Annotated in this window: 18 protein-coding genes, 1 tRNA gene and 1 pseudogene; 9 read left to right on the plus strand and 11 right to left on the minus strand. The window is 66.0% G+C overall.

Going from position 1 to position 24424, the window contains the following annotated elements:
- The first annotated feature begins 101 nt into the window (after positions 1-101).
- A complete protein-coding gene (locus tag ACGFNJ_RS13285) occupies positions 102-413 on the plus strand; it encodes an AzlD domain-containing protein (RefSeq protein ID WP_393446843.1) in 312 nt (103 codons plus the stop codon).
- Between the two features lie 256 nt (positions 414-669).
- Here ACGFNJ_RS13285 and ACGFNJ_RS13290 read toward each other — a convergent pair whose 3' ends face one another.
- From ACGFNJ_RS13290 to ACGFNJ_RS13325, 8 genes are all read right to left on the minus strand, one after another.
- Positions 670-1335 (minus strand): hypothetical protein, encoded by a 666-nt coding sequence (locus ACGFNJ_RS13290; protein WP_393446845.1) that lies wholly within the window; start codon positions 1333-1335, stop codon positions 670-672.
- A gap of 43 nt (positions 1336-1378) precedes the next feature.
- Positions 1379-1753 (minus strand): acyl-CoA thioesterase, encoded by a 375-nt coding sequence (locus ACGFNJ_RS13295; RefSeq protein WP_393447828.1) that lies wholly within the window; start codon positions 1751-1753, stop codon positions 1379-1381.
- Between the two features lie 86 nt (positions 1754-1839).
- Positions 1840-6789, minus strand: coding sequence for an NAD-glutamate dehydrogenase (locus ACGFNJ_RS13300; protein WP_393446847.1), 4950 nt, complete (start codon positions 6787-6789; stop codon positions 1840-1842).
- Between the two features lie 189 nt (positions 6790-6978).
- Positions 6979-7101, minus strand: coding sequence for a hypothetical protein (locus ACGFNJ_RS13305; RefSeq protein WP_281197161.1), 123 nt, complete (start codon positions 7099-7101; stop codon positions 6979-6981).
- 120 nt (positions 7102-7221) lie between these two features.
- Positions 7222-8898, minus strand: coding sequence for an energy-dependent translational throttle protein EttA (ettA, locus tag ACGFNJ_RS13310; protein WP_393446850.1), 1677 nt, complete (start codon positions 8896-8898; stop codon positions 7222-7224).
- An 89-nt stretch (positions 8899-8987) separates the two neighbouring features.
- Positions 8988-9542 (minus strand): single-stranded DNA-binding protein, encoded by a 555-nt coding sequence (ssb, locus tag ACGFNJ_RS13315; protein ID WP_393446852.1) that lies wholly within the window; start codon positions 9540-9542, stop codon positions 8988-8990.
- A gap of 185 nt (positions 9543-9727) precedes the next feature.
- Positions 9728-10690 carry a serine/threonine dehydratase gene (locus ACGFNJ_RS13320; RefSeq protein ID WP_393446854.1) on the minus strand — a complete coding sequence of 321 codons (963 nt, stop codon included), beginning with the start codon at positions 10688-10690 and terminating at the stop codon, positions 9728-9730.
- A 198-nt stretch (positions 10691-10888) separates the two neighbouring features.
- On the minus strand, positions 10889-12922 hold the full coding sequence (locus ACGFNJ_RS13325; RefSeq protein WP_393446856.1) for a cytochrome c oxidase assembly protein: 2034 nt from the start codon (positions 12920-12922) through the stop codon (positions 10889-10891).
- Between the two features lie 82 nt (positions 12923-13004).
- Here ACGFNJ_RS13325 and ACGFNJ_RS13330 point away from each other — a divergent pair, with 82 nt between their 5' ends.
- From ACGFNJ_RS13330 to ACGFNJ_RS13340, 3 genes are all read left to right on the plus strand, one after another.
- A complete protein-coding gene (locus ACGFNJ_RS13330) occupies positions 13005-13391 on the plus strand; it encodes a DUF4345 family protein (protein ID WP_393446858.1) in 387 nt (128 codons plus the stop codon).
- A gap of 69 nt (positions 13392-13460) precedes the next feature.
- Positions 13461-13534, plus strand: a tRNA-Arg gene (locus ACGFNJ_RS13335).
- Positions 13535-13795: 261 nt separating this feature from the next.
- Entirely contained in the window at positions 13796-14347 is a 552-nt protein-coding gene (locus tag ACGFNJ_RS13340) for a hypothetical protein (RefSeq protein ID WP_393446860.1), read from the plus strand.
- A gap of 363 nt (positions 14348-14710) precedes the next feature.
- Here the strand turns inward: ACGFNJ_RS13340 and ACGFNJ_RS13345 are convergent.
- The 3 genes and pseudogenes from ACGFNJ_RS13345 to ACGFNJ_RS13355 all read right to left on the minus strand — a co-directional run.
- Positions 14711-14785: pseudogene (locus ACGFNJ_RS13345) on the minus strand (hypothetical protein); the annotation flags it as partial.
- Between the two features lie 127 nt (positions 14786-14912).
- On the minus strand, positions 14913-16025 hold the full coding sequence (locus tag ACGFNJ_RS13350; RefSeq protein WP_393446862.1) for an alpha-hydroxy-acid oxidizing protein: 1113 nt from the start codon (positions 16023-16025) through the stop codon (positions 14913-14915).
- 46 nt (positions 16026-16071) lie between these two features.
- Positions 16072-16596, minus strand: a complete 525-nt coding sequence (locus ACGFNJ_RS13355; RefSeq protein ID WP_393446864.1) for a MarR family winged helix-turn-helix transcriptional regulator — start codon at positions 16594-16596, stop codon at positions 16072-16074.
- A gap of 78 nt (positions 16597-16674) precedes the next feature.
- Between ACGFNJ_RS13355 and ACGFNJ_RS13360 the strand changes: the two genes are divergently transcribed.
- From ACGFNJ_RS13360 to ACGFNJ_RS13380, 5 genes are all read left to right on the plus strand, one after another.
- The gene (locus ACGFNJ_RS13360; protein ID WP_393446866.1) at positions 16675-18174 is read left to right on the plus strand and encodes an FAD-binding oxidoreductase; all 1500 of its coding nucleotides are present in this window, start codon (positions 16675-16677) and stop codon (positions 18172-18174) included.
- Between the two features lie 38 nt (positions 18175-18212).
- Positions 18213-19820: a benzoylformate decarboxylase gene (gene mdlC / locus ACGFNJ_RS13365; RefSeq protein ID WP_393446868.1), complete on the plus strand. Its 1608-nt coding sequence runs from the start codon at positions 18213-18215 to the stop codon at positions 19818-19820.
- 157 nt (positions 19821-19977) lie between these two features.
- Positions 19978-20469: an FAD-binding oxidoreductase gene (locus tag ACGFNJ_RS13370; protein WP_393446870.1), complete on the plus strand. Its 492-nt coding sequence runs from the start codon at positions 19978-19980 to the stop codon at positions 20467-20469.
- Positions 20469-21428 carry an FAD-binding oxidoreductase gene (locus tag ACGFNJ_RS13375; protein ID WP_393446872.1) on the plus strand — a complete coding sequence of 320 codons (960 nt, stop codon included), beginning with the start codon at positions 20469-20471 and terminating at the stop codon, positions 21426-21428. Before ACGFNJ_RS13370 ends, ACGFNJ_RS13375 begins: the two co-directional genes overlap by 1 nt.
- 78 nt (positions 21429-21506) lie before the next feature.
- The gene (locus tag ACGFNJ_RS13380) at positions 21507-24419 is read left to right on the plus strand and encodes an FAD-binding and (Fe-S)-binding domain-containing protein (RefSeq protein WP_393446874.1); all 2913 of its coding nucleotides are present in this window, start codon (positions 21507-21509) and stop codon (positions 24417-24419) included.
- Positions 24420-24424: the final 5 nt, after the last annotated feature.

Below are 24424 nucleotides of genomic sequence, written 5' to 3' on the forward strand. Positions count from 1 at the left end.
ACGGACCGCGCAGACGCGCGCCCGGGGACCGCTACGGACATGCTGCCGGAAGATGTTCCGGCCGTGGGGCTTTCCCGCAGTGCAGTGCGAGCTGGTGCCGAATGATGCTGGCCGTGGGGATGGTCGCACTTGCCGTCGGCACCTATGCGTTTCGCTGGGCCGGTCCCGCGCTCCGCGAGCGAATCCGCTTCCCGGCCAGAGCGGTTCGCGTGCTCGAGATCGGTGCCGTAGTCCTGCTGGCCGCACTGGTGGCCGTGACGGCCTTGCCGAGCGGCACCGGCGACTTCGGATTCGCCTTGCCCGCAGGGGTTCTCGTCGCCGGAGTGCTGGCCTGGCGCAAACTACCGATCCTGGTGGTCATTCTCGCGGCCGCCGGAACCACGGCTCTGCTCCGACTCCTCGGCGTCCACTGATCCACCGAGGCCGACCAGTCCCACAGATCGTTCATACCTTTCACAGAGCCGGCAGCCTCTGTGAAAGGTATAGAACCTCTGTGGGCAGTGCCCTATCTGTCGCTTGGTACAGCTATTCGGATCAGAGCGCGAACCGGTGCGCAACCGATCCTTGGTCGATGTCAAAGCTTCTCAGTCCAGATGCCGAAAGGTTAGCGGCACAGCATAATCCGGCACAGTCATGGAACCGGTGCTCGGCCCCTGCGGCGGCGGCGGATCAACTCGGGGACAGCGAGATGCCGCCGCCGAGGCGACGGGCGACCGAACCGTAGCGGGCGTCGATGCGCAGCCACGTCTTGCTGGCGCGGACCCGGACGATCTCGGCAGGCGGGATGCGACGCGAATCGGCCTTGTCCCCCGAGTGCGGGATGAAATCCATTGCGGTGAGGGCGAAAACAACTCGCATCGGCACCTGCACCTCGACGTCGGCGGCCGAGACGGTCAGCACTGTCTGGTCGAGCAGTGACGCGGGTGGCCCGTGACTGCTGCCGTGTTCCTTCGCCAATTGCGCACCCTGCTCGGCAAGTTCGACCAGGGTGCGGGCCGGCACGTCATCGATGTGCGCGAACCCGTCCGGCGGGGGCAGCGCCCCACGCCAGGCGGAATCCATCGAGTAGCCGAGGTCGATCGGTAGCCCCGAATCGAGCCCGGCAAGCACCAGGTCGGCGCCGACGGTCACATCGTCTACGCCGAGGTCGGCGACCACGGTGCGCACCGCGAGCGCCTCGAAACCCGTTGCCACCCAAGCCGAAACATGCCGTTCCCCGCGACGGCGGATACGCACCACCACCGCGGGGTCCAACCGCACCGCCCGAGTCAGGAACGTCGCGAGATTCTCTCGCTCCGCCGGATCGGACAGGTGCAACACGCGTTGCTCCGCCATCACAGCTGCGCTGCCGTTCTCACCCGATGACCACCGTTGCGGATCAGTCGTTCATCCACTCGGCCAGATAGCCGCGCTCGGCATCGCTGAGCCTGCGCAGCCGCTGGGCGTTCATGTCGAACGCGGCGATCTGGGTGGAGGCGAGCACCGCGGGCGGTGAGTCTGGCGCCGCACCGGCGGCGCGCACCTCGTAGCCGATGGTGAAGTCGACCGCCCGCAGCTGCTCGATCCACATGGCGATATCGAGCGGCGTGTCCTCGTGGCGCAGCTGGCCGCGATAACGCACCCGCAGGTCGGCGAGGACGCAGCCCGTCCGCAGTTCTGCGGTCGGGCGGTCCTCCTCGAACAGCCACGGGATGCGCGCTTCCTCCAGCAAGGTCACCATGCGGGCGTGGTTGACATGCTGGAAAGCATCCATGTCCGACCACCTGACATCGACCTTGGTGTGAAAACGCTTGGGCAGCACAAGATTGCCGCCCTTCCCATGACCGTTCAACGAGCTCGTCAACGTGGTACCTCCGATTGCGCGCCCACCCCGCTCACCATGCTTCGCACTTGCCGCGCTGCAACCGACAACGTGGCGAGATCGTGGGTTCCGGACTCGAACAACTCCGACAGTGCCGCTCGGGCGCGGCCGAGCCGGGACTGGTTCTTCGACTCCCAGTATGCAATCTTCTCGTCCGCGCTCTCTTCCGGGTCGCCGGCGGAGAGCACGTCGAGGGTCAGCGAGCGCAGCGACGAGTACATGTCGTCACGCAGCGCGAGCCGCGCCAGCGAGTGCCAGCGGTCGCCGCGCTCGAGGTGGCTGACCGCCTGGAGCAGCCAGTCGATCTTGAGGTGCTCGTTCAGCGCGTAGTACAGCGCGCCGACCTCGTCGCCGTCCCGATCGGTGATGTCGGCGATGTCCACGATATCGAGCAGCGGGAACAGGTTGAGCAGCCCGAACACCTCGGTGGCCAGATCGGTCGGCGCACCGCGCGCGATGAGCTCGGCCGACTGGTCGGTGAGCGTCGAGACGTGGTGCCCGCGCAGCCAGCCCGGCACCTTCGGCGCCAGTTCCTGCACGTCCCGGCAGTACCGGTTGATCTCGGCGCCGACCGCGATGGGCTGCGGCCGGTTGCTCAGGAACCAGCGTGAGGCCCGGTCCAGCGTCCGCTTGGTTTCCAGCTCCAGCAGGTCACGCACGCCGGTGGCAGCATCGGCCGCCCGGATCCGCGCCCACATCTCGTGCAGGCCGAAGATCTCGGTCGCCGCGGCGAACGCACGCACCGAGTCGGTGGCCGTCGCGCCGGTCTCCTCGCTCAACCGGTGCGCGTAGGTGATGCCGCCGTAGTCGACCATCTCGTTGACGATCATCGTGGTCAGGATCTCCCGACGCAGCCGGTGCCGCTTGATCGCCGCACCGAACCGGTCCCGCAACGGAGTCGGGAAGTAGTTCGGCAGCCGGGTCACGAAGTACGGGCTGTCCGGCATGTCGGTGTCGAGCAGGTCCGCCTTCAGCGAAAGCTTCACGTGCGCCATCAGATTCGCCAGCTCCGGCGAGGTGAGGCCTGCGCCGTCCTCGAGCAGCCGCTTCAGCTCCGGATCCGAGGGCAACGCCTCCAGTTCCCGATCGAGCCCGCGCCGCTGCTCGAGGTCGTCGATGAGCCGCATGTGCACGTTCAGCATCTGCGATGCGTCGGTGCGCGACATGCCCATCAGGAAGTTCTGTGCCACATTGTCTTCCAGCACCATCTGCGCGACCTCGTCGGTCATCGAGGCGAGCAGCGGGTTGCGTTCCGGCTCGGGCAGCTGGCCACTGCTCACCACCCCGTCGAGCAACACCTTGATGTTGACCTCGTGGTCGGAGCAGTCGACGCCCGCCGAGTTGTCCAACGCGTCGGTGTTCATCTTGCCGCCGCTGCGGCAGAACTCGATGCGACCGAGCGCCGTCGCGCCGAGGTTGCCGCCTTCGCCGATCACCTTGGCCCGCACCTGGTTTCCGTTGACCCGGACCGGGTCGTTGGACTTGTCGCCGACGTCGGCGTTGCTCTCGGTAGACGCCTTGATGTAGGTGCCGATGCCGCCGTTCCACAGCAGCTGGGCCGGCGCGAGCAGGATCGCGCGGACCAGCTCCGGCGGCGACAGGGAGGTGACATCGTCGGCCAGCCCCAACGCCTTTCGGGCCTGCGGGCTGATCGGCACGGACTTCACCGTGCGATCCCAGACGCCGCCGCCCGCGCTGATCAGCGCGGGATCGTAGTCGGCCCACGACGAACGCGGCAGCTCGAACATCCGCTGGCGCTCGGCGTACGAGACCGCGGTGTCCGGGTTCGGGTCCAAGAAGATGTGCCGGTGATCGAACGCCGCGAGCAGCCGGATGTGCTCGGACAGCAGCATGCCGTTGCCGAACACGTCACCGCTCATGTCACCGATGCCGACGACGGTGAAATCCTCGGTCTGCGTATCGATGTCCATTTCCTGGAAGTGGCGTTTGACGCTCTCCCACGCGCCCTTGGCGGTGATGCCCATCGCCTTGTGGTCGTAGCCCGCCGAACCGCCGGAGGCGAAGGCGTCGCCGAGCCAGAAGCCGTAGCGCTGCGCCACATCGTTGGCGATGTCGGAGAACGTCGCGGTGCCCTTGTCCGCGGCAACCACCAGATAGGTGTCGTCGCCGTCGCGGCGCACCACCCTCGCGGGCGGCAGCACCTTGCCGGTCGCGCGATCCACGTTGTCGGTGATATCGAGCAGGCCGGAGATGAACGTCCGGTAGCACGAAACACCTTCGGCGCCGAGCGCTTGCCGGTCTGCTACGGGATCACCGGTGGCGGCAGGCGGCTGCTTCACGACGAAACCACCCTTGGCACCGACCGGCACGATCACCGCGTTCTTCACCGCCTGCGCCTTCACCAGGCCGAGCACCTCGGTGCGGAAATCCTCCAGCCGGTCCGACCAGCGCAACCCGCCACGGGCCACCGGACCGAACCGCAGGTGCACGCCCTCGACGCGCGGCGAGTACACGAAGATCTCGAACTGCGGACGCGGCTTGGGCAATTCGCTGATCTCGCGCGGCTCCACCTTGATCGACACGTAGTCGCGGGACATGCCCTCGACGTCGGTGATGTAGTAGTTGGTGCGCAGCGTCGCCCGGATCAGGGTGAGGATGGCGCGCAGGATGCGGTCCGCATCCAGGCTGACCACCTCGTCGATCCGGGTCCGCACCTGGGTTTCCAGCTCGGCGGCGTGCTCGGCCGAGACGGTGTCCGGGTCGAAGCGGGCCGCGAACAGGTCGACGAACAGCCGCGCCGCATCCGGATAGGTGAGCAACACTCGGGCGATGTTGGCCTGGCTGTACGGAAAACGCGCCTGCTGCAAGTACTTCGCGTACGTGCGCAGGATCGACACCGCACGCCACGGCAGCCGCGCGCGCAACACCAGCTCGTTGAGCTGGTCCGCTTCGGCGCGGCCGTACCAGGCCGCCTCGAACGCCTCGGTGAACCGTTCGCGCAGGCCGCGCACCTCCGCCTCCAAAACGGCGGCACGCTTGGATGATTCGAGCAGTTCCGCGTCCAGGTCCCGGTCGAGCGCGCTGCGCAGCAATTCGGGACGAGCCAGCAGGCCGAAATCGTAGATCCACCGTTCCCGGCTGGTGCTCGGGTCGGCACCCGGCGCCACGTCCAGCTCGAGCTGGTAGGGCCGCTCGTCGACCACCTCGACGCCGAGGCTCTGCAGCACGGGAAGCACCTGGCTCAGCGAGATGCCGGTGCCGCCGACGTAGAGCGAGAACCGCCACGAGCCGGGATCGGAATCGGCGTTGCGGTACAGGTATTGGTCGATGCCGCCGTCGCTCAGGTTTTCCAGGCGGACGATGTCGGCGAGCGCGCGACCTGCCTCGAAGTCTTCCTTGTACGCGTCGGGGAACGCCTGGGCGTAACGCTCCACGACTGCGGGGTCGAGCATCGTCGAGGTGCTCACCTCGTCGTTGAGCCGGTCTTCCCAGGTCCGGCTCGCCTCGGCGAGCAGCGCCTGGATGCGCAGCCGGTTGGCCTCGGAAGTGTTCGCGGTGGTCGACGCCGCATAGCGCGGCACCCCGAACTCGGCCTCCGGCATCCGCACCGTGAAATACACACTGGCCAGGTCGCTTTCGCTGACCCGCGCGGAGTAATCGATGTCGACGCCGCCGAGCTCACGGACCAGGATGTCCTGCATCTCCAGCCGCACCCGGGTGGTGTAGCGGTCGCGGGGCAGGTAGACGAGGCAGGCGACGAATCGGCCGTAGCCGTCGGCACGCAGGAACAACCGCACCTGACGACGCAGTCCGACGTTGAGCACCGCGACGGCGGTCCGGCGCATGGTCTCGGCGTCGGAGGAGAACAGCTCGGTGCGCGGGAAGGACTGGATGACCTCGAGCATCGCCTGCCCGGAGAACGACTCCAGGTCGAACCCGCTCTCTTCGATCACCGAGCGCACCCTGCGCTCGATCACCGGAATGTCCAGCACGTTCTCGTGCACGGCGGTGACCGTGAAGACGCCGATGAACAGGTGCTCGCCGACGATGGTGCCCGCCTCGTCGAAATCGGCGACACCGATGAAGTACGGGTACACCGCGCGGTGCACGGTGGCGGGCACCAGGCCCTGGGTGAGCATCAGCAGAGGCCGGTCGGCGGCGTTGATCGGCACCCGGAAATCGGTGCCGACGTCGGGGCGCAGCACGCCCAGGCAGGTGCCCGGCAGCGGGTTGGAGCTCTGCTGACCCTGATCGGTGCTCAACCGGTAGCGGGCGTACCCGAGCACGGTGAAGTTGCCGCCGGCCAGCCAGCGCAGCAGGTTCGCGGTGTCGACCAGGTCGGTCTCCGAGAACGGCGCCTTACCCGACTTCGCGGCCAGCTCCAGGTCGTCGGCCAGCCTGCTCTGCACATCCTTGATGGCCTCGGTGTCGCCGATGACCTGGCGGACGTCGGCGACCACATTCGGCATGCCCGATTCGATGCGGCTCAGCACCGCGGGGCTCGTGGAGGGGTGCAGCTGCAGGTGCATCCACGATTCGCGGATGCCGCCCGCGCCGTTGCCGTCGACCTCGTGCGGGGCGGCGTGCTCCAGCCTGCCTTCCGCGTCACGCTCGACCTCGAAGATCGGGTGAATGACTTCGCTGACGCTCACGCCGAGCTTGTTCAGAGACGACGTGATTGATTCGACAAGTAGCGGCATATCGTCGGTGACCAGCTGCACCGCCGCGCCGAGGCCGGAACCGTCGTCCGGGTGGTACACCCGGACCAGCGCCCGACCCGCGGGCCGGTGCATGGCCAACTCCATGTGCCGCCGGAAGATCTGAGTGATACCGGTGATCGCGCAGTCCACATCGCCCGCGTCGACGTGGCGGAAATACGCTTCCTCGAGCGTCGCGAGTTCGCCGCGCAGTGCCTGCGGCAGACTCGCGGCCCACGCCGCACTGGACAATTCGGACGAGACCGTCATTTTTCGCCTACTCCCTCGGATTCGGTTCCGTAACAAAGCGACGCCGGTCCGAGAGTAGCTGTGCGTCGAAGACGCGGGGGTGAAATCCCTTCCAATCCTGGGTTGTTCACCGCAACCGCCGCGTTCGCCACGCGATTGCCGACCTCGGTGGAATGAGCTCGGCATAGCCATCGTTCGGACTCACGAACGTCAGGTGAGCGCGACAGGGACTTTCCGCGGCGGCAGCGGCACCCGAGCGGAACCTCGGATCAGCTCGGCCACCAGGTCGGCGGTAGGGACCACCGATTGATCGAACTGCGCCTTCGCATTCACGGGTTCCACCCTAGCGAGCTTCGCGCGGGCCGTGGGCACGGGCCGGTCGCGGTTGTGCCGGATACGAGACAAAAAGGACGGGGCAGGTGGTTTGACCACCTGCCCCGTTGGTAACCCCAATCAGTCGCGCGTCAACCTGCGGTGGGTAACCCGGTGCGGGCGGGCCGCTTCCAGGCCGAGCCGCTCGACCTTGTTGGCCTCGTACGCCTCGAAGTTGCCTTCGAACCAGAACCACTTGGCGTCGTTGTCGTCGTTGCCTTCCCACGCGAGGATGTGGGTGCAGGTCCGGTCGAGGAACCAGCGGTCGTGCGAGATGACCACGGCACAACCGGGGAACTGCTCCAGCGCGTTCTCCAGCGAGCCGAGGGTTTCCACGTCGAGGTCGTTGGTCGGCTCGTCGAGCAGGATCAGGTTGCCACCCTGCTTGAGCGTCAACGCCAGGTTCAGCCGGTTGCGCTCACCACCGGAGAGCACGCCTGCAGGCTTCTGCTGGTCCGGGCCCTTGAAGCCGAACGCACTCACGTACGCGCGCGACGGCATTTCCTGGTTGCCGACCTGGATGAAGTCCAGGCCTTCGGACACCACCTGCCAGACGTTCTTCTTCGGGTCGATGCCTGCGCGGTTCTGGTCGACGTAGCTCAGCTTGACCGTCTCGCCGACCTTCACCGTGCCGCTGTCCGGCGACTCCAGCCCGACGATCGTCTTGAACAGCGTCGTCTTACCGACACCGTTCGGACCGATCACGCCGACAATGCCGTTGCGCGGCAACGTGAACGACAGATCCTTGATCAGCTGACGGTCGCCGAAGCCCTTGTCCAGATGGTCGACCTCGACCACCACACTGCCAAGGCGCGGGCCAGCCGGAATCTGGATCTCCTCGAAATCCAACTTCCTGTGCTTGTCGGCCTCGGCGGCCATCTCCTCGTACCGGTCGAGGCGGGCCTTGTTCTTGGCCTGACGAGCCTTCGCACCCGAGCGCACCCAGGCCAGTTCGTCCTTGAGCCGCTTCTGCAGCTTCTGGTCCTTCTTGCCCTGCACCTCGAGCCGCTGGGCCTTCTTCTCCAGGTAGGTGGAGTAGTTGCCCTCGTACGGGTAGGCGCGGCCGCGGTCGAGTTCGAGAATCCACTCGGCGACGTTGTCCAGGAAGTACCGGTCGTGGGTGACGGCGAGGACGGCGCCCGCGTACGCGGCCAGATGCTGTTCGAGCCAGAGCACGCTCTCGGCGTCGAGGTGGTTGGTCGGCTCGTCGAGCAGCAGCAGGTCGGGCTTGCTCAGCAGCAGCTTGCACAACGCGACGCGGCGGCGCTCACCTCCGGAAAGGTTGGTGACCGGCTCGTCCGGCGGCGGGCAGCGCAGCGCGTCCATGGCCTGTTCCAACTGGGAGTCGACGTCCCACGCGTCGGCGTGGTCCAGGTACTCCTGCAGCTTGCCCATCTCGTCCATGAGCTCGTCGGAGTAGTCGGTGGCCATCAGCTCGGCGATCTCGTTGAAGCGATCCAGCTTCACCTTCACCTCGCCGAGGCCCTCCTCGACGTTGCCGCGAACGGTCTTCTCCTCGTTCAGCGCGGGCTCCTGCATCAGGATGCCCACCGTCGCGCCGGTCCCGAGGAACGCGTCACCGTTGTTCGGCTGGTCCAGTCCGGCCATGATCTTCAGCACGCTGGATTTACCCGCGCCGTTCGGGCCGACGACACCGATCTTGGCGCCGGGAAGGAAGTTCAAGGTGACATCGTCGAGCACGACTTTGTCGCCGTGCGCCTTGCGAACCTTCTTCATTGTGTAAATGAACTCAGCCATAAGGAGGAAGCCTATCGGTGTCGGAAACGGTGAGTTGAACCGGCGGATACCCCTCGCGACGCTCAGCCAAAAGTCCGCAGCGCCGATGGTCAGGCGTCAGCGTGCTCGGGGTGGATGCTTCGGGGTGATGCCGCAGGAGGGGCTGCGACATTCTCCCCCAGTCCATCGCCATTCGGCATCTGGACCTCGCCCCCGAGTGTCGGAGCCTGGCCGCCGGATGTCAGGGGTTCGCCCCCTGGCCCCCGAGGTTCAGCACCGAATCGGTCCTGAGTATTCCGCACCTCCGACCATCGGGTCACCTGCGCGGTGCACCGCCCCAGATCAGGGCCGACCGCACTGGCGCGCATCTCCAGATCCCGCCGGTCCACGCCGTCTTTGGTCCGATACTCGACCGAGCGCAACTGGCCGTACACGATGACCGGATCTCCGCGCCGCAACGACGCTTCCGCGCCTGCGGCCAACCTCCGCCAGCAGGTCACCGTCAGAAACAACGTGCCGTTGTCGACCCATTCCCCAGTCGCTTGATCCAACCTTCGGGAGTTGCTGGCCATCCGAAAGGTCAGTACCTGATCGCCATTCGGCAGCTCCCGCTTCGCCGGATGGTTCACCACCGTCCCCACCACAGCCGCGTTGGCCTCGTACATCGCTGCGCCCCTTCGCTTTTCACCCCGAGGCCGGTCCCCGAGAATCCCCCGAAGGAGACCCCTCCACCTTCACCGATCTCCGCCCCATCCGGGACCCCGCCCAGCAGAATGTGCACAACTTTCTCGGTTGTGGACATCCGCCGCTTCGCACTGACCGAACGGCGTGACTGTCCGCAGCGGTGGCCCTACAGGACCGCGAGATCGGTGTTGGCTCCGCAGAGGATGATCACCGGGCGTTCGTCGGGAGCGGGAAGGTAGACGCCGCTTTGGATAGCGGCAAGGGCCACAGCGCCTGCCAGTTCGACGACGATGCGGAATTCCCGCCAGAGGTAATCCCGCGCAGTGGCGATGGCGTCGTCGGTGACCAGGAGGGAGCGGAGTTCGTAGCGACGCGCGATGTCCATCGCGATGTCGCCGATTCTGGTGGCGCCCAACGATTCCGCGGCGATGCTGGACACCTCGACCTCGACCGGGCGGTTCGCGTCGAGTGCCGCGTGCAGGGTGGGGATACCTTCGGGTTCGATGCCGATCACCTGGTGGCGTCTGCCGATCGCGGCGGCAATGCCCGCGACCAGCCCTCCCCCGCCGACGGCGGCGAGCACCGGCGGACGACCGCGCACCTGCTCCTCGATTTCCAGGCCGACGACGCCCGCGCCCGCGACGATGGCGGGCAGGTCGTAGGCGTGTAGTCGAAGCGCCTTGCGTTCCTTGGCCAATTCGATCGCGTGATCGAGCGCTTCGGCGTAAGTCGTTCCGTGCCAGAGCACTTCGGCGCCGTGCGACCACATCGCGGCGACCTTGGTGTGCGGCGCGGACTCCGGAACCACTACGGTGCAAGACTTTCCGAGCTGCGCGGCAGCCAAGGCGGCGGCGATACCCGCGTTGCCGCCGGAGGCGATGACCACCTGATCGGCGCAGTCGGCGGATTCCAGCAGCGCGTTGAGACTGCCGCGAACCTTGAAAGTGCCGCCGTACTGAAGGTATTCGAGTTTCATCGTGACCGGAACCGGGCCGTTCGGCCCGGCAACGGAGGTATGGAAGACCGGCGTCTTGCGGATCCGCCCGGCCAGCCTGCGCCGCGCCGCCCGCACATCGGATCGGTAGACGCGCTCGATCGGTTCGGAGCACAGGATGGATCTCTCGGTCACCACGGCGCCTCGCTCGCGCCCAGTTCCGCCGTACGCGAATGCGCGCTGTCAGCTAGCACAACAACACCTCGACCACACTCGACTCCACCATCCGCACCGATGTTGCGCCCGAGGGCACCATGCCCTTCATACCTGAAGAACGGCCTGCATGTGCGGTGGCTGTCCCCGCTGGCGACGGTGCACCGGCGGGCCGGCAACTCACTTACGTACCTTACGGTCTCGTTTGGCCAGTTCGGCGAACATCGCGTTGTGCGCGGCGAGGGCCGCGTCGTGGTCACGGTCGGCGGCCCGGTCGGTGCGCTGCGCCAATCGCCGATCGCTGCGCGACCATTGGATGAGCAACGCCAGCATCACCACGACCAACGGCACCTCACCACTCGCCCAGGCCAGGCTGCCACCGGTGCGTTGATCGCCGAGCAGGTCACCGTTCCAGCCGAGACCGAGTCCGCGATAGAACCAGCCGCCGAGCACCGTGGTCATGCTCATCAACGCGATGCCGAAGAAGGCATGGAACGGCAGCGAACCGAACACCATGGCGAGCCTGGTCAGCGGTTCCACCTGGCGCGGTTTGGGGTCGATGCCGATGACCACCCAGTAGAACAGGTAGCCGCTCAGCAGGAAGTGCAGGTTCATCAGCAGATGTGCCGCATGGGAATCCGCGTACGCGTCGAAGATTCCGCCGAGGTACAGCGCGTAGAACCCGCCGACGAAGATGGCCGACGCCACGATCGGGTGCGTCAAGAATCGCGAGACCGGATTGTGCACTGCCGCGAGCAGCCACTCGCGCGGCCCCGGCGCACCGGTCCGGCCTGCCGGCGGCAAGGCACGCAACGCCAGCGTCACCGCACCGCCGAGCGCGAACAGGATCGGCGCGAGCATGGACAACGCCATATGGGCGCCCATGTGCACGCTGAACATCGCGGGCGAATACCGGCCGACACCCGACGAGGTCGCGAACAGCAGCACCACGCAGCCGGACAGCCAGGCGAAGGTCCGGCCGATCGGCCACTCATCACCCCGGGCCCGAAGTCGGCGCACACCAAACAGATACAGCACCGCGAGGACGATGGCGAGGGTGCCGAAGATCAGATCGAAGCGCCAGTCGAACAGCAGCCGCCCGACCGTCGGCGGTCCGGCGAGGTTGTAGCCGAGTTCGACCTCGGCCGGTGTCGGCTCCGAGACAGGCGGCGGGGGCGGTGTCCGGCCGAGGCCGACGGCAAGACCCATGGTCGCCGCGAACACCAGCACCTCGACACCGGCGAATCGGATCAGCGCGCCACGGTCCTTCGGATCCGCGACGAGCGCGGGCAGCGCCGCACGTCGTTGCGCGAAACCGAGCAGACCGAGGACGACAAGTGCGCCCGCCTTCGCCAGCACCAGCCTGCCGTAGGTGGTGCTGAACAGTTCGTCCCACGGCACCCGAACCCACGAGTTGATCACCCCGCTGGCGCCGATGGTGACAAACGCGACAGTCGCCGTCAGCGAGAATCGCCGGGCCGCGAGATCGGTGTGCGGACCGCCGCGACGTGCGTGCGCCAGCAGTGCGAACAGACCGCCCACCCACACGGCGGCCGAAACCAGGTGCAGGATCAGGCTGTTCGTGGCGACATCGTGCGCACCGCCGGAGGACGAGTGTCCAGTCAACGCGAGCGGCATCATCGTCACGATGGACGCGCCGAACAGCACCGGCGTCCACCCCCAGCGCAGCGCGAGCCGGGCACCGATCGCGACGATCAGCGCGAACAGCACCGTCGTGCGCCAGGCGCCCGCCAGTTCGATCTGATCGATCGCGCGCCACAATGCCTCGGGCCGCAAGCTGGCGCTGACTGGCTGGCCTGTGGTGTCGGACACGGTCAACGGGATGAGCAACGCCGCGCAGGCCGCCCAGATGAGCGCGAAGTTCGAGGCCCTTCGCACCGCGCGATAGCCGCCGACGTCCAGCAATCCGTTCGCCTGCGGCGGCGCCAGAAACGCCGCGAACAACAGCGAACCGACCGTCAACGCCGCCGACAGATCGGCGAGTGCACGCACCGCGGGCAGGCCGTAGGTGGTCAACGCGCCGGGGTCGGGGATGCCGAGCAGGCTCAGCGCCTGTGCCGCGGACAGCCCGACAACCAGCGCCGCAACCAGCGCCGCGATCGCGCAGGCCAGCGCCACCAACACCGCGTATGTCGCCGCCGTCCGAGTGACCTCGAGATCAGGTGAAGCGGACGAATCCTGCGCTGACGACATACGACTGAGGGTAGTTCGATTGTTAACGCGTGGCCGCGTCGGGTTTGGGCCGATATTGTGGGCGGCGAATCACGGAGGTGCAATGTCGATCGTCTCGATCGTGTTGATTGCCATGGTGGCGTTGTTCTTTGCCGCCATGGGAGTTTTCGGGCTCTTGCGGCCCAGCCAACTCGTCGACTCGCTCGGGGTGCTCGCCGACAGACCCGACTCCCGCGCCGAGGTGCGGGCCGTCTACGGCGGTTTCGGGATCGCCATCGCGGTGGTGCTGGTTTTGGCCGCCGTCGATGTCGGTGACCTGCGATTCGGTGCCTGTGTTGCGGTCGCTGCCGCCCTCGGCGGGATGGCGGTCGGGCGCGTCTGGTCGGCCTGCATAGAGGCGCCTTCCGCCTTCTATCCAGTCTGGTTCTTCCTGGTGCTCGAAGTGATCATGGCCGCAATGCTCGTCTTGGCCGTCGCGCTTGACCCCTAGCCATCTGGTCGGTCGCTATAATTGGCGCGCTGGACAGCACGACCAATGTCGGCCATGGTGGAACCCACTGCCTCCGTAGCTCAGTTGGATAGAGCAAGGGCCTTCTAATCCCTAGGTCGCAGGTTCGATTCCTGCCGGGGGCGCCGCGGACGTCCCCCCAGTCCTGAACACCAGGTCTGGGGGGACTTTTCAGTTCAGGTACCCAGTACGCCACGAACCAAACACAACTTTGCCGACGCGTCGGGCGAGATGTCAGCAGGCCAACGTCACGTGCTCCTCCAGCACCTGGGCAGGCTCGACCAAGACTTCCGACACTCCCTGGTCCGCAGCCACGCGACGAGAGAGGAGGGCGGCTTGCTCGGCGGATCATTGCGTTGCTGGCGCACGTAGCCGACAATCGCGTCGTGGCTTCGGGGGGATCTGTAGACAGGCCCAGAGGCCTGAATCTCGATAGCGTTCACTGGCACCTTGTCAGAGAGGACGCGCAGCGAGCTTCGATATCGACGCGGGCCGGCGCGGTGCTGAGCACGAACGCGCTTGTGGTCGCCGGGACAGCGTTGGCCATCTCACTGAAAGGATCGAGACCGCTGAATCCGGCGGTGTTTGTTCCTGCCTTGTGCACTTTGCTGTTTGTCGCCGCCTCGGTGGTGTACGCGACACGGGCGTTGGTCATGCTGAGACAAACGGAGGTCGGGTTCGTCGAGCCACGTAGCGGGGCTTCGATGTTCTACAACCTGTCGGGCATAAGCCGACACTGGCCAACCTTCGAGGATTTCAGGGCTGCAGCCATGAACCAATCGCCTGAGCAGCAGCTTCGAGGAGCCCTCGATGAGCTGTGGCGCGTCTCCCATCTGCATCTCTACCGCTACCTCAAGCTCCGTAGAGCTGCATGGCTCCTTCTAGCGTCGATAGGCCTGCTGGTGGTCACGGTTGTCCTGGCTGCTATGTCCTATTGAGCTGTCCGATCGACGACTTCATTGTTAGCCGAAGGGCGCTGGGTTTCGATGTCGATCCAGGATCGTGCCGTAATGGTGCCCGCGCCGCAGAGCGAAGTCATCGACCCCGAGTACTCGCGGTGTCTGCTGATCTGGGTCCGGCAGAGCCCGGATCAGCCGCAGTAGCGTCATTCGGCTGACCGAAGCGGCCAGATGCCGCGTCATCCGGGCACCCGGACGACCACCCAACGCCAGCACGACCGCGCACTGCAAACGGTTCAGAAGGGTCGCGCACCGCGCATGACGTGCCGCTAGCCCAGTCCTTCTCCTGCAATCGGAGTTATCGCAGAACAGCCGTCTCGCCTGCAAGCGGATCATTACTTCCCGGCCGGTGGCCACACCGAGCGCGGTCGCGCCCACGCTGCTCACGATGTCCCAACTGTCTCCTTCAGTACGCATAGCATCCTCCGATCGAGTCGACGAGCAGATAGGGAACTGGTGGCGGAGGGCTCGGTCGTTGCCGCCGCCAGTTCCCGCAACAAGAGTCGATAGCCGTCTGGCAACCAGGGCAGACGCCGTGATCTGCTCACCGGCCGGTAGGCAAGAGTGCTTCGGGGTTCAGGTCGGCGATCGTCGGGTAGCCGTCGAGGCCCATCAGCAGGTCTGTTTCTTGCAGCAGCGCGTCGAGGACGTTGACGATGCCGTCGGCTCCCGCGAGGGAAAGGCCGTAAATGTAGGGGCGGCCGATGCCGACGGCGGTCGCGCCGAGGGCAAGAGCCTTGACGATGTCGGCGCCGGATCGGATACCGGAGTCGAACAACACCGGCATGCCGTCGGCGGCCGCGACGACACCGGGCAGTGCGTCGATCGCGGCCAGGCCGCCATTGGCTTGCCTGCCACCGTGATTCGAGCAGTAGACGGCGTCCACGCCGGTGTCCTTGGCGCGCCGGACATCGTCGGGGTGACAGATTCCCTTGAGTATCAACGGAAGACGAGTCAGCGAGCGGAGCCACGGCAGGTCGTCCCAGGTGAGGCGGTTGCCGAAGATCGAGTTCCAGGTGTCCATCGCCACCGACGGATCCGCTACGGCCGAGGTGGGGAGCAGCTTCCGGAACACCGGATCAGTGAGGTAGTTCGCCAGGCACTCGCTCCGCAGCCGGGGCGAGTTGGTCAGCGACGGGTCGCGGGGTCGCCAACCGGTGTGCCAACAGTCCAGAGTGACCACCAGCGCACGGAAACCCGCGGCTTCGGCACGGTGCACCAGGCTTTGCGCCAAGTCACGATCGGTCGGGGTGTAGAGCTGGAACATTCCAGGAGTGCCGCCGAAATGTCCGGCGACCGTTTCCAGCGGATCCACGGCCATGGTCGACGCCACCATCGGCACGCCGGTGCGGGCCGCCGCCTGAGCGGTCGCGATCTCACCGTGCCCGTGCGGATCACACAACCCGATCACCCCGACCGGGGCCATGAACAGCGGGGTCGGCAGGGATATACCGCACAGCTCGACGGACAGATCACGGTGCGCGCTCGCGCGGAGCATGCGGGGAAGCAGAGCGAGTTTCTGGAAGGCGGCCACGTTGTTGGACTGAGTGAATTCGTCACCCGCCCCGTGCGAAACATACGACCAGATATCGGCCGCCATCGTGGTGCGTGCCTTGTCTTCCAGTTCGATGTAATCCGCGAAGTTGGTCATGAGCATGCCTTTCTCGGTCGGTCGAGGCAGAGCACGGGACTCACCGCGGCGGTTAGCCGGGTAGAACTGGTTTGAGCATTCGGATCAGGGCCGGGGAGGTTGCCAAGGAATCGAGTGCCGGTCGCAGGCTCTCGGTCAGGGCGGCACGGTTGTGGCTGGTCAGGTGTTGCAGGAAGTAGCGGCGTACCCGGTCGATGTGGTCCGGTGCGACGGTGCGCAGAAGTTCGCGGCCGGATTCGGTGAGCACGACCTCGACGCCGCGTTTATCGGTGACTGCCTGCTGACGGTCGACCAGACCGCGGGCCTGCATGCGCTTGATCTGCTGGGACAACCTGCTCTGCGACAGCAAGGCCGCTTCGGCCAGGTCGTTCATGCGCACCCGGAAATCCGGTGCCACCTCCAACGCGACCAGGATCCCGTATTCGTCCAGCGTCAGTCCGTGTCCACGCCGCATGTCGGTGTCGAGTCTGTCCAGCAACAGTCGACTGGTGAACACCAACGACCACCACGCTGCCAGCTCGTCACCGTCCCACCTGCTCGCATGTGCAGTATCTACGGACGTGTCCTGTGCGACCATGATCACATCTCCTTCGGTGCAACTGTTCAGCTACCATCCAATTTACATTAAATTTGATGCAATCAACAGGAGGTAGCTATGACCAACACCGCAAAGCTGCTCCACCAGCACCAGCCCGCGGCGCAGCGGAGTTTCAAGGATCTGATCCACGATCGACTTCCCTCGACCCCGGCGTCGTTCCCGCAGGACGGCACCTTCGACGAGGCCACCGCGACCTGGAACTACCTGGCCCAAGCGCAGCCGGTCGGGGTAGTGGCCCCTCGTTCTACCGCGGAGGTGCAGGAAATCATCCGCTGCGCCCGCGAAGCGGGAGTCACGCAACTGGCCATCCGCTCGGGCGGGCATTCCTTCGAAGGCGCCAGCCTCGGCGGGCGCGATGGTCACGCGGTGGTGATCGACATGGTCGAGATGGACGACATCAGCATCGACCGCGACGCCCAGACCGCGACCGTCGGCGGCGGAACACTGACCGGCAATCTGATGGTGGCAGCCTTCCAACAGGGCGGGCTCATGCTGCCCACCGGGGAATGTATTGCGGTCGGCATGGGCGGCCAGATCCAGTGCGGCGGTTACGGCCACTACTCACGCACGTACGGCATTCTCACCGATCGTCTGCTGCGGGCCGAGATGGTGCTGGCCGATGGATCCGTGGTCGTCGTCGACGAGCACACCAACGCGGATCTGTTCTGGGCGATCCGCGGCAGCGGCACCGGCTCGTTCGGCGTGATCACCAGCCTCACCGTCGAATTGAACAAAGCCCCTGCCGCACCGGCGAACTTCTTCATCCAATACCCGCTGACCGATGCCGCGTCGTTCGCGTCGACGTTCAAGGCGATGCAGGAGTACTCGCTCAACGCGCCGCCTGCCTTCAATCCGATGATCGTCATCTGGCGCGGGCGTCTGGAAATCCTCGGCTCCCTGGCCACCGAAACCGCAGCCGAACGCGACGCGCTGGTCGCGGACATGCGCGAAAAGCTACCCGCTACCGAGGAATTCGATATCCGGCCCGCGGACTACCTGGAAACCATGCGGATCCAAGGCCTCGAGGACACCTCCGCGCCGTACTACCCCGACCTCAGCGATGTCCGGCGCGAACGCCGAGAGCACCTGCGCTACATGAAGATCAAAGCCGGATTCGTCCCCGAACCGTTCACCGACGAATTCATCGAGACCCTCGCCGAATTCGCCGTCACCCAACCCACGGAAGGACTACGGATCCAACTGCTGGGCCTGGACCCGAGCTCCGGGCTTCCCGTCGACGCCACCGCCATCAAGAATCGCGACTGCCCATGGCTGATGGGGATGTCGTGCTGGATACCACTCAGCGATGCCGGTGACATCGCCACGATGGAAACCACCGGCAAGAACCACGAACAGTGGCTCAACCAGGCCTACGAGATCTTCTACCCCTACACCACCGGCGGCTACATCGGCGACGACGACTACGCCGAAGGCGAGCAAGGCCGTGACATGTTCGACAGCTACTACGGCCAACACCTACCACAGCTGAAAGCCATCAAGCGCAAGTACGACCCCGACAACCTGTTCCACCACAAACTCAGCATTCCGCTCGACTGACCAGCGCGGGGCGACACCCGCTCGAGGAAGGAGTGCACGTGACGACGGTACGAGAAGCTTCCTACCAGGTCCTGAGGTCGCTGGGCGTCACCACCTTTTTCGGCAACCCCGGATCGAACGAACTGCCGTTCCTGCAACAGTTCCCAGACGACTTCCGCTACATCCTCGCCCTACAAGAGGGCGCCGGTCTGGCGATGGCCGACGGCTACGCACAAGCCACCGGAAAACCAGCACTGGTCAGCCTGCACTCCGCCGCAGGCGTCGGCCAGGCCATGGGCAACCTCGTCAACTCCTGGCAAGCCGGAACACCCCTGATATTGATCAGCGGCCAGCAATCCCGCCCACTGATCACCCTGCAAGGCATGCTCACCAACCACGACGCCACCACACTGCCCCGACCACTGGTCAAATGGAGCTTCGAAGCGCCCTCACCCCAAGCAGTCCCCGCCGCCCTGGCACGAGCAATCGCCTGCGCGACGACCGCACCCACCGGACCGGTGTATCTGTCTGTGCCACTATCAGATTGGAACGAACCCGCCGACACCGACAACCTGCCCTACCTCTTGGGCCGCCACATAGCCGGACGACCCATCGCCGACCGGGCAGCGCTACAAGCACTCGCTCGACGCCTGGACACCGCCGACAACCCCGTGCTGGTCCTCGGACCCGACGTAGACGCCTACGGCGGCTGGGACGCCGCGGTCGCACTCGCCGAAAAGGCCGGACTACCAGTCAAATTCGGCACCTACGAATACCCCAGAATCTCTTTCCCGACCCAGCACCCCTGCTACCAAGGCACCCTGGGACCAGCAGTAGGCCAGGTCCGAGAACAGCTGGCGCCCTACGATTTCGTCGCCTGGGTCGGCGGGGCGGTGCTGCCCTACCACGCGTGGGAACCGGGACGATACCTACGCGAGGGCACCGAACTGACCCTGCTCACCCCCGACCCCGACCAAGCCGCACGCACACCACTCGGCACGGCCATCATCGGCGACCCCGCCGAAGCACTAGCCCGGCTCGCCGAACTCGTCACCACCACCCATCCACTGCCTGAGCCGATGAAACAACCTGCACCGGTTGATATCTCGGTGCAGCACACCGACACGATCAGCGAAACCCAGTTCCTCCGAGTACTCGCCGATGAGCACCCCGCCGACCCCGCCTGGGTCTTCGAAGCACCCTCGCTGGGCCCGTGGTGGAACCGGCTACCGATCACCGAACCCAACAGCTACTTCTGTGCGGCCGCCAGCGCGCTGGGCTACGGGCTGCCCGCGGCGGTGGGAGTCGCGCTCGCCCAACCGGACCGGCCGGTTATCGCCCTGATCGGCGACGGCTCAGCGAACTACAGCATCACCGGACTATGGAGCGCCGCCCAGCACCACCTCGACATCACCTATCTCATCGTGCACAACGGCGCCTACCGGGTATTGAAAGATCACGGAGCCTGGCTGAACGCGGACGGACTACCGAGCCTGAACCTGCCAGGCATTGATTTCACCGACATCGCCACCGGTTACGGGATTCCCGCCCGCACTGTCGCCACCACCAACGACCTGGCCGACGCTCTCAAACAAGCCTTCGGCACTACCGGCCCGCACCTGATCCAGGTCCAGATCACCGACGAATCGAGCGGCGTATTCGACTGAATACCCGTACACCTCAACAACTTCGAAGAGGCAAGATGCGCGCATTGCACTTTCGACGGTCCGGGGCCTATCAGACGGGTCATCGCAGCCAGGCGCTCACCCGCAGTTACCTCACCGCTGTCGTCCGAGTCGACGCAGACAAGCCAAGGGAGCTGAATTGACCGACATCGCAACGCTTCTCCGCCAGCACCTGCCCTCGGTGCAGATGAGTTTCGAGGGCGATCCGGAGTACGACCGGGCTCGGGCTACCTGGAACGTGCGGACCCAGTTCCGTCCGCTGGGGATTGTGCGGCCGCGCAGCACCGCCGAGGTAGCGACGATCGTACGATGTGCGCGCGAGGCGCGGGTCACCCAGCTCGCGATCCGTTCCGGCGGGCACTCCATCGAGGGCAATGGGCTGGGCGGCCGCGGCGGACATGCCCTGGTGATCGACCTGATCCACCTCGATAAGATCAGCGTGGACCCGCAGGGGCGCATTGCGACCGTGGAACCCGGTGCGCTGCTGGGCAATCTGTACTGGGAAGCATGGTCACACGGCGAGCTCATGGTCCCCGGCGGTGACTGCCTGCCGTCGGCATCGGTGGACAGGCCACCTGCGGTGGATACGGGCGCTCGGTTCGCCGGTACGGCATCCTCACCGACCACGTGATGCAGGTAGAGGTCGTCACCGCCGACGGACGCGTGCTGATCGCCGACGATGACACCAACCCTGATTTGTTCTGGGCGCTGCGCGGTTCCGGCACCGGATCGTTCGGTGTGATCACCAAGTTCGTCTTCCGCCTGCACGAGGCGCCGAAAGCTCCCGCGAACTTCTCCCTGCGCTACCGCCTGACCGACATCGACTTCGTCGAAACATTCACCGCGCTACAGGATTTCACGCTGAACGCGCCAACGACCTTCAGTCCGATGCTTGTCATCTGGCAAGGCATCCTGGAAATGGTCGGCGCGATCCTCACCGACACACCCGCCGAGCGCGACGCCCTCATCGCCGACATGCGCGCGCGTCTACCGCGTCCGACCGAGTCCGAGATCGAACCGATGAGTTATATCGATGTGGTTGCCACCCAGGCCGCGACCCAGACCTCGGCGCACTGGCTGGCCAAACCCGGCAAGGTCAGCCGCGAGGCCGGGGAAAACCTGCGCTACCAGTCGATCAAGGCCGCGCACCTGCCCGAGCCTTTCACCGGGGAGGTCATCGCGAAACTCGGCGAACTCGCGGCGCGGCAACCACTGCAGGGCGCCCGGATGCAGATGCAGGCCCTGGACCCGGCTTCCGGGCTCCCGGCCGACGCCACCGCGGTCAAGGTCCGCGGCGATGTGTGGCTGCTGGGCTTCGGCACCGATGTCGAATCCGACGAGACCGATGACCCCGCGCACCTTGTCAGCCTCGGTGACGCTCGCCGCGGGTGGCCGCGCGAGGCCTACGAACTGATGTACCCCTACACCGCCGGCGGCTACATCGGCGACGACGACCTCGAAGAACAACTCCACGGACGTGACATGTACGCCAGCTACTACGGCGACCACTTCCCCCGGCTCCAGGCCATCAAACGAAAGTACGACCCCGACAACCTGTTCCACAACGCCATGAGCATCCCGCTCGACTGACACCCCCATCGGCGAAAGGTCAGCTACACCGCAAGCTCGGCATTCGTTGTCCAGTTCGTCGGATCGAAGGAGCTGATCGTGAAGTTCTTGCAGCCATTTCTCCATGCGCCGGCACTACTGGATTCGCCCGGTGTCGCGGCCGACGCCGCACCCGAAAAGTTTGCGGCGGGCTCCCCGGCATCGTTGAAGGCCGATTTGGAGTCCCTGCTCGGTGCGGACAAGGTGCATGCGCGGGCGATCGATCTCGTGCGGTATGCCAGTGACTACAGCCCGTACCGGTTGATTCCGAAGGTAGTGGTCAATCCGCAGACACCGGCGGAGGTCGCCGCGGCGCTGGCGTATGCGCGCGAGCACGGGCACACAGTGACGTTCCGGGCGGCGGGCACCAGCCCGAACGGGCAGGCGACAGGCGACGACATCCTCGTCGATGCCCGGCGCGGCTGGAGCGGGGTGATCGTGGAGGACCAGGGGCAACGGGTGCGGGTGCGACCGGGCACCGTGCTGGCCGTAGCCAATGCGGCGCTGGCTCGGCGCGGCACCCGGCTTGGGCCCGATCCAGCCAGTGCCGCTGCGTGCACCGTAGGCGGCGTGATCGCCAACAACTCCTCTGGCTTCGCGGCGGGAGTGGCTCAAACGGCTTCGGCCACACTACGTTCGGTCACGGTGGTGCTGCCGTCGGGAACCGTCGTCGACACCGGCGCGGACGACGCCGATGAGGTGCTGGCCAGTGCCGAGCCGGAACTGGCGGCGGGGTTGATGGGGATCAAAGCCGAGATCGAGGCCGATACCGAACTCGCCGACCGCATCCGCCGCAAGTTCAGTATCAAGAACGCCAGCGGGTATCGGCTCGACGGCTTCCTGATCGGGGCGACTCCGGCGCAGATCCTGACCCGGTTGATGGTGTGCTCGCAGGGCACGCTGGGATTCGTCGCCGAGGCCGTGTTCGACACGGTGCCGCTGCTGCCCGCCCGCGCGGACGCTTTCTTGCTGTTCGACACACTCGAACACGCCACCGAGGCGGTGCCGAAGTTCGTCGAGGCAGGCGCCCAGGTCGCCGAACTGCTGGATGGGCGCACCCTGCGCGCATGCGCGCAGCTGCCCGCGGCGAATCCCGCTTGGGCCGAACTGGATTCGGGTTCGGCGGCGTTGCTGGTGGAAGTACGGGCCACCGACGAGGCGGCACTGGATTCCACGCTGCCGCCGGTGGAATCGATTTTGGCCGACTGCGTACTGATCGAACCCGGCCAATTCACCCGCGACCGAGCCCAGATCGCCATCTATTGGCAGCTCCGTGAGGGACTGGGGGGTCTGGTGGGCATGCAGCGCCCCGTCGGCGCGACGATGATCGGCGAAGATGTCTGTGTGCCGCCCGCTCGGGTTGCCGACGCAGCGAAAGACCTTGCCGCCCTGCTGGACAGACACGGCTACGACCCTTCCCTGCAGGGGCACGCCTCGGCGGGCAACTTCCACTTCTGCCTGATGGCCGACTTCGGCACCGACGAAGGCACGAACAACTACGCGACGTTCATGGATGAACTGGTCGAGCTCATCACCGGGAAGTACGACGGCTCGTTGAAGGCCGAGCACGGCAGCGGCCGCAACATGGCACCGTTCGTACCGATCGAATGGGGCGGTAAGGCCACCGAACTGATGTGGCGGATCAAGCACCTGTTCGACCCACACGGGGTGCTCGCTCCGGACGTGCTGCTCACCCGCGATGCCACCGCACACCTGAAACATCTGCAGTCGATGCCCCGGGTGGAAGACACGATCGAGCATTGCATCGAATGCGGTTTCTGCGAACACGTCTGTCCCAGCCGCCATCTCACCACCACACCACGTCAACGCATCGTCGTGCGGCGGGAAATGGCACGCCAGGGCGGGGATACTGCGCTGCGGCGCGCGCTGCTCGAACAGTACGAGTACGACGCGGTGGAAACCTGCGCCGGAGACGGCAGCTGCTCACTGGCCTGCCCGCTCGACATCGACACCGGCACAATGATGAAGGCCTTGCGGCGTTCGGAACATAGTCCGCGAGAAGAGAAGGCGTGGCTGCTGCTGGCGCGGCGGTGGGGACTGATCGAGCGGCTGGCACGGGTGGCGGTGCGCGGTGGGCACTTGATGGGTGCCACCGTGATGACGGCGATCACCGGACTGCTGCGCCTGGTCGTGAGCACCGAGCTGATGCCGGGCTGGCTGCGCGAGATGCCCGCCGCGGCCCCCGCACACCTGCCGAGGACCGAGCGAGCCGGTGCCGTGGCGGTGTACTTTCCCGCCTGCATCAATCGCATCTTCGGCCGCGCACAACGGGATCAGCGGGAGTTGAGCTTGCCCGAGGCGCTGGTCGAGGTGTCCGAGCGGGCGGGTATGCCGCTGTGGATTCCCGAGGATGTGCGCGGTAGCTGCTGCGCCACAATGTGGCATTCCAAGGGCTACCACGACGGCAACACCTACATGGCCAACCTGATCATCGAAAACCTCTGGCGTTGGAGCGATTCCGGCAACCTGCCGGTCGTCATCGACGCCGCCTCCTGCACGCTGGGTGTGCTGGATGAGATCACCGCCTACCTCACCGAGGACAACGCGGCGCACCGAGCGGCGATGACGATCATCGACGCCACCACCTGGGCCCAGCAGCAGTTGCTCCCCAAGCTCACCGTCGGCGAGAAGCTCGACCGGGTTGTAGTGCATCCCACCTGCTCTACCCGCCACCTCAATATTGACGGCACGCTCGCCGAAATCGGTGCGGCGCTCGCGACCGAGGTCGTCGTGCCACAGCAGGCCACCTGCTGTGCCTTCGCCGGCGACCGCGGCTTCCTGCACCCCGAACTCACCGAAGCCGCTACCCGCGACGAGACCGACGAGCTCACCGGCCAGAACTTCGACGCCTACCTGTGCAACAACCGCACCTGCGAGGTCGGCCTCGAGCACGGCACCGGCGGCCACTACGAATCATTCGTCTTCGCCCTCGAACGCCAGACCCGCCCCTAGGGCTG

This window comes from Nocardia sp. NPDC049149 (assembly GCF_043197455.1).
Lineage (GTDB): Bacteria > Actinomycetota > Actinomycetes > Mycobacteriales > Mycobacteriaceae > Nocardia.

What these genes read in the sequence shown, in the direction of transcription:
- ACGFNJ_RS13295 (WP_393447828.1), bottom strand. Translation starts at nt 1,753, where the DNA reads ATGGATGCTTTCCAGCATGTCAACCACGCCCGCATGGTGACCTTGCTG.
- ACGFNJ_RS13375 (WP_393446872.1), top strand. Translation starts at nt 20,469, where the DNA reads ATGCAGGTAGAGGTCGTCACCGCCGACGGACGCGTGCTGATCGCCGAC.
- ettA (WP_393446850.1), bottom strand. Translation starts at nt 8,898, where the DNA reads ATGGCTGAGTTCATTTACACAATGAAGAAGGTTCGCAAGGCGCACGGC.
- ACGFNJ_RS13360 (WP_393446866.1), top strand. Translation starts at nt 16,675, where the DNA reads ATGACCAACACCGCAAAGCTGCTCCACCAGCACCAGCCCGCGGCGCAG.
- ACGFNJ_RS13330 (WP_393446858.1), top strand. Translation starts at nt 13,005, where the DNA reads ATGTCGATCGTCTCGATCGTGTTGATTGCCATGGTGGCGTTGTTCTTT.
- ssb (WP_393446852.1), bottom strand. Translation starts at nt 9,542, where the DNA reads ATGTACGAGGCCAACGCGGCTGTGGTGGGGACGGTGGTGAACCATCCG.
- ACGFNJ_RS13350 (WP_393446862.1), bottom strand. Translation starts at nt 16,025, where the DNA reads ATGCTCATGACCAACTTCGCGGATTACATCGAACTGGAAGACAAGGCA.
- ACGFNJ_RS13300 (WP_393446847.1), bottom strand. Translation starts at nt 6,789, where the DNA reads ATGACGGTCTCGTCCGAATTGTCCAGTGCGGCGTGGGCCGCGAGTCTG.
- ACGFNJ_RS13355 (WP_393446864.1), bottom strand. Translation starts at nt 16,596, where the DNA reads ATGGTCGCACAGGACACGTCCGTAGATACTGCACATGCGAGCAGGTGG.
- ACGFNJ_RS13325 (WP_393446856.1), bottom strand. Translation starts at nt 12,922, where the DNA reads ATGTCGTCAGCGCAGGATTCGTCCGCTTCACCTGATCTCGAGGTCACT.
- ACGFNJ_RS13290 (WP_393446845.1), bottom strand. Translation starts at nt 1,335, where the DNA reads ATGGCGGAGCAACGCGTGTTGCACCTGTCCGATCCGGCGGAGCGAGAG.
- ACGFNJ_RS13285 (WP_393446843.1), top strand. Translation starts at nt 102, where the DNA reads ATGATGCTGGCCGTGGGGATGGTCGCACTTGCCGTCGGCACCTATGCG.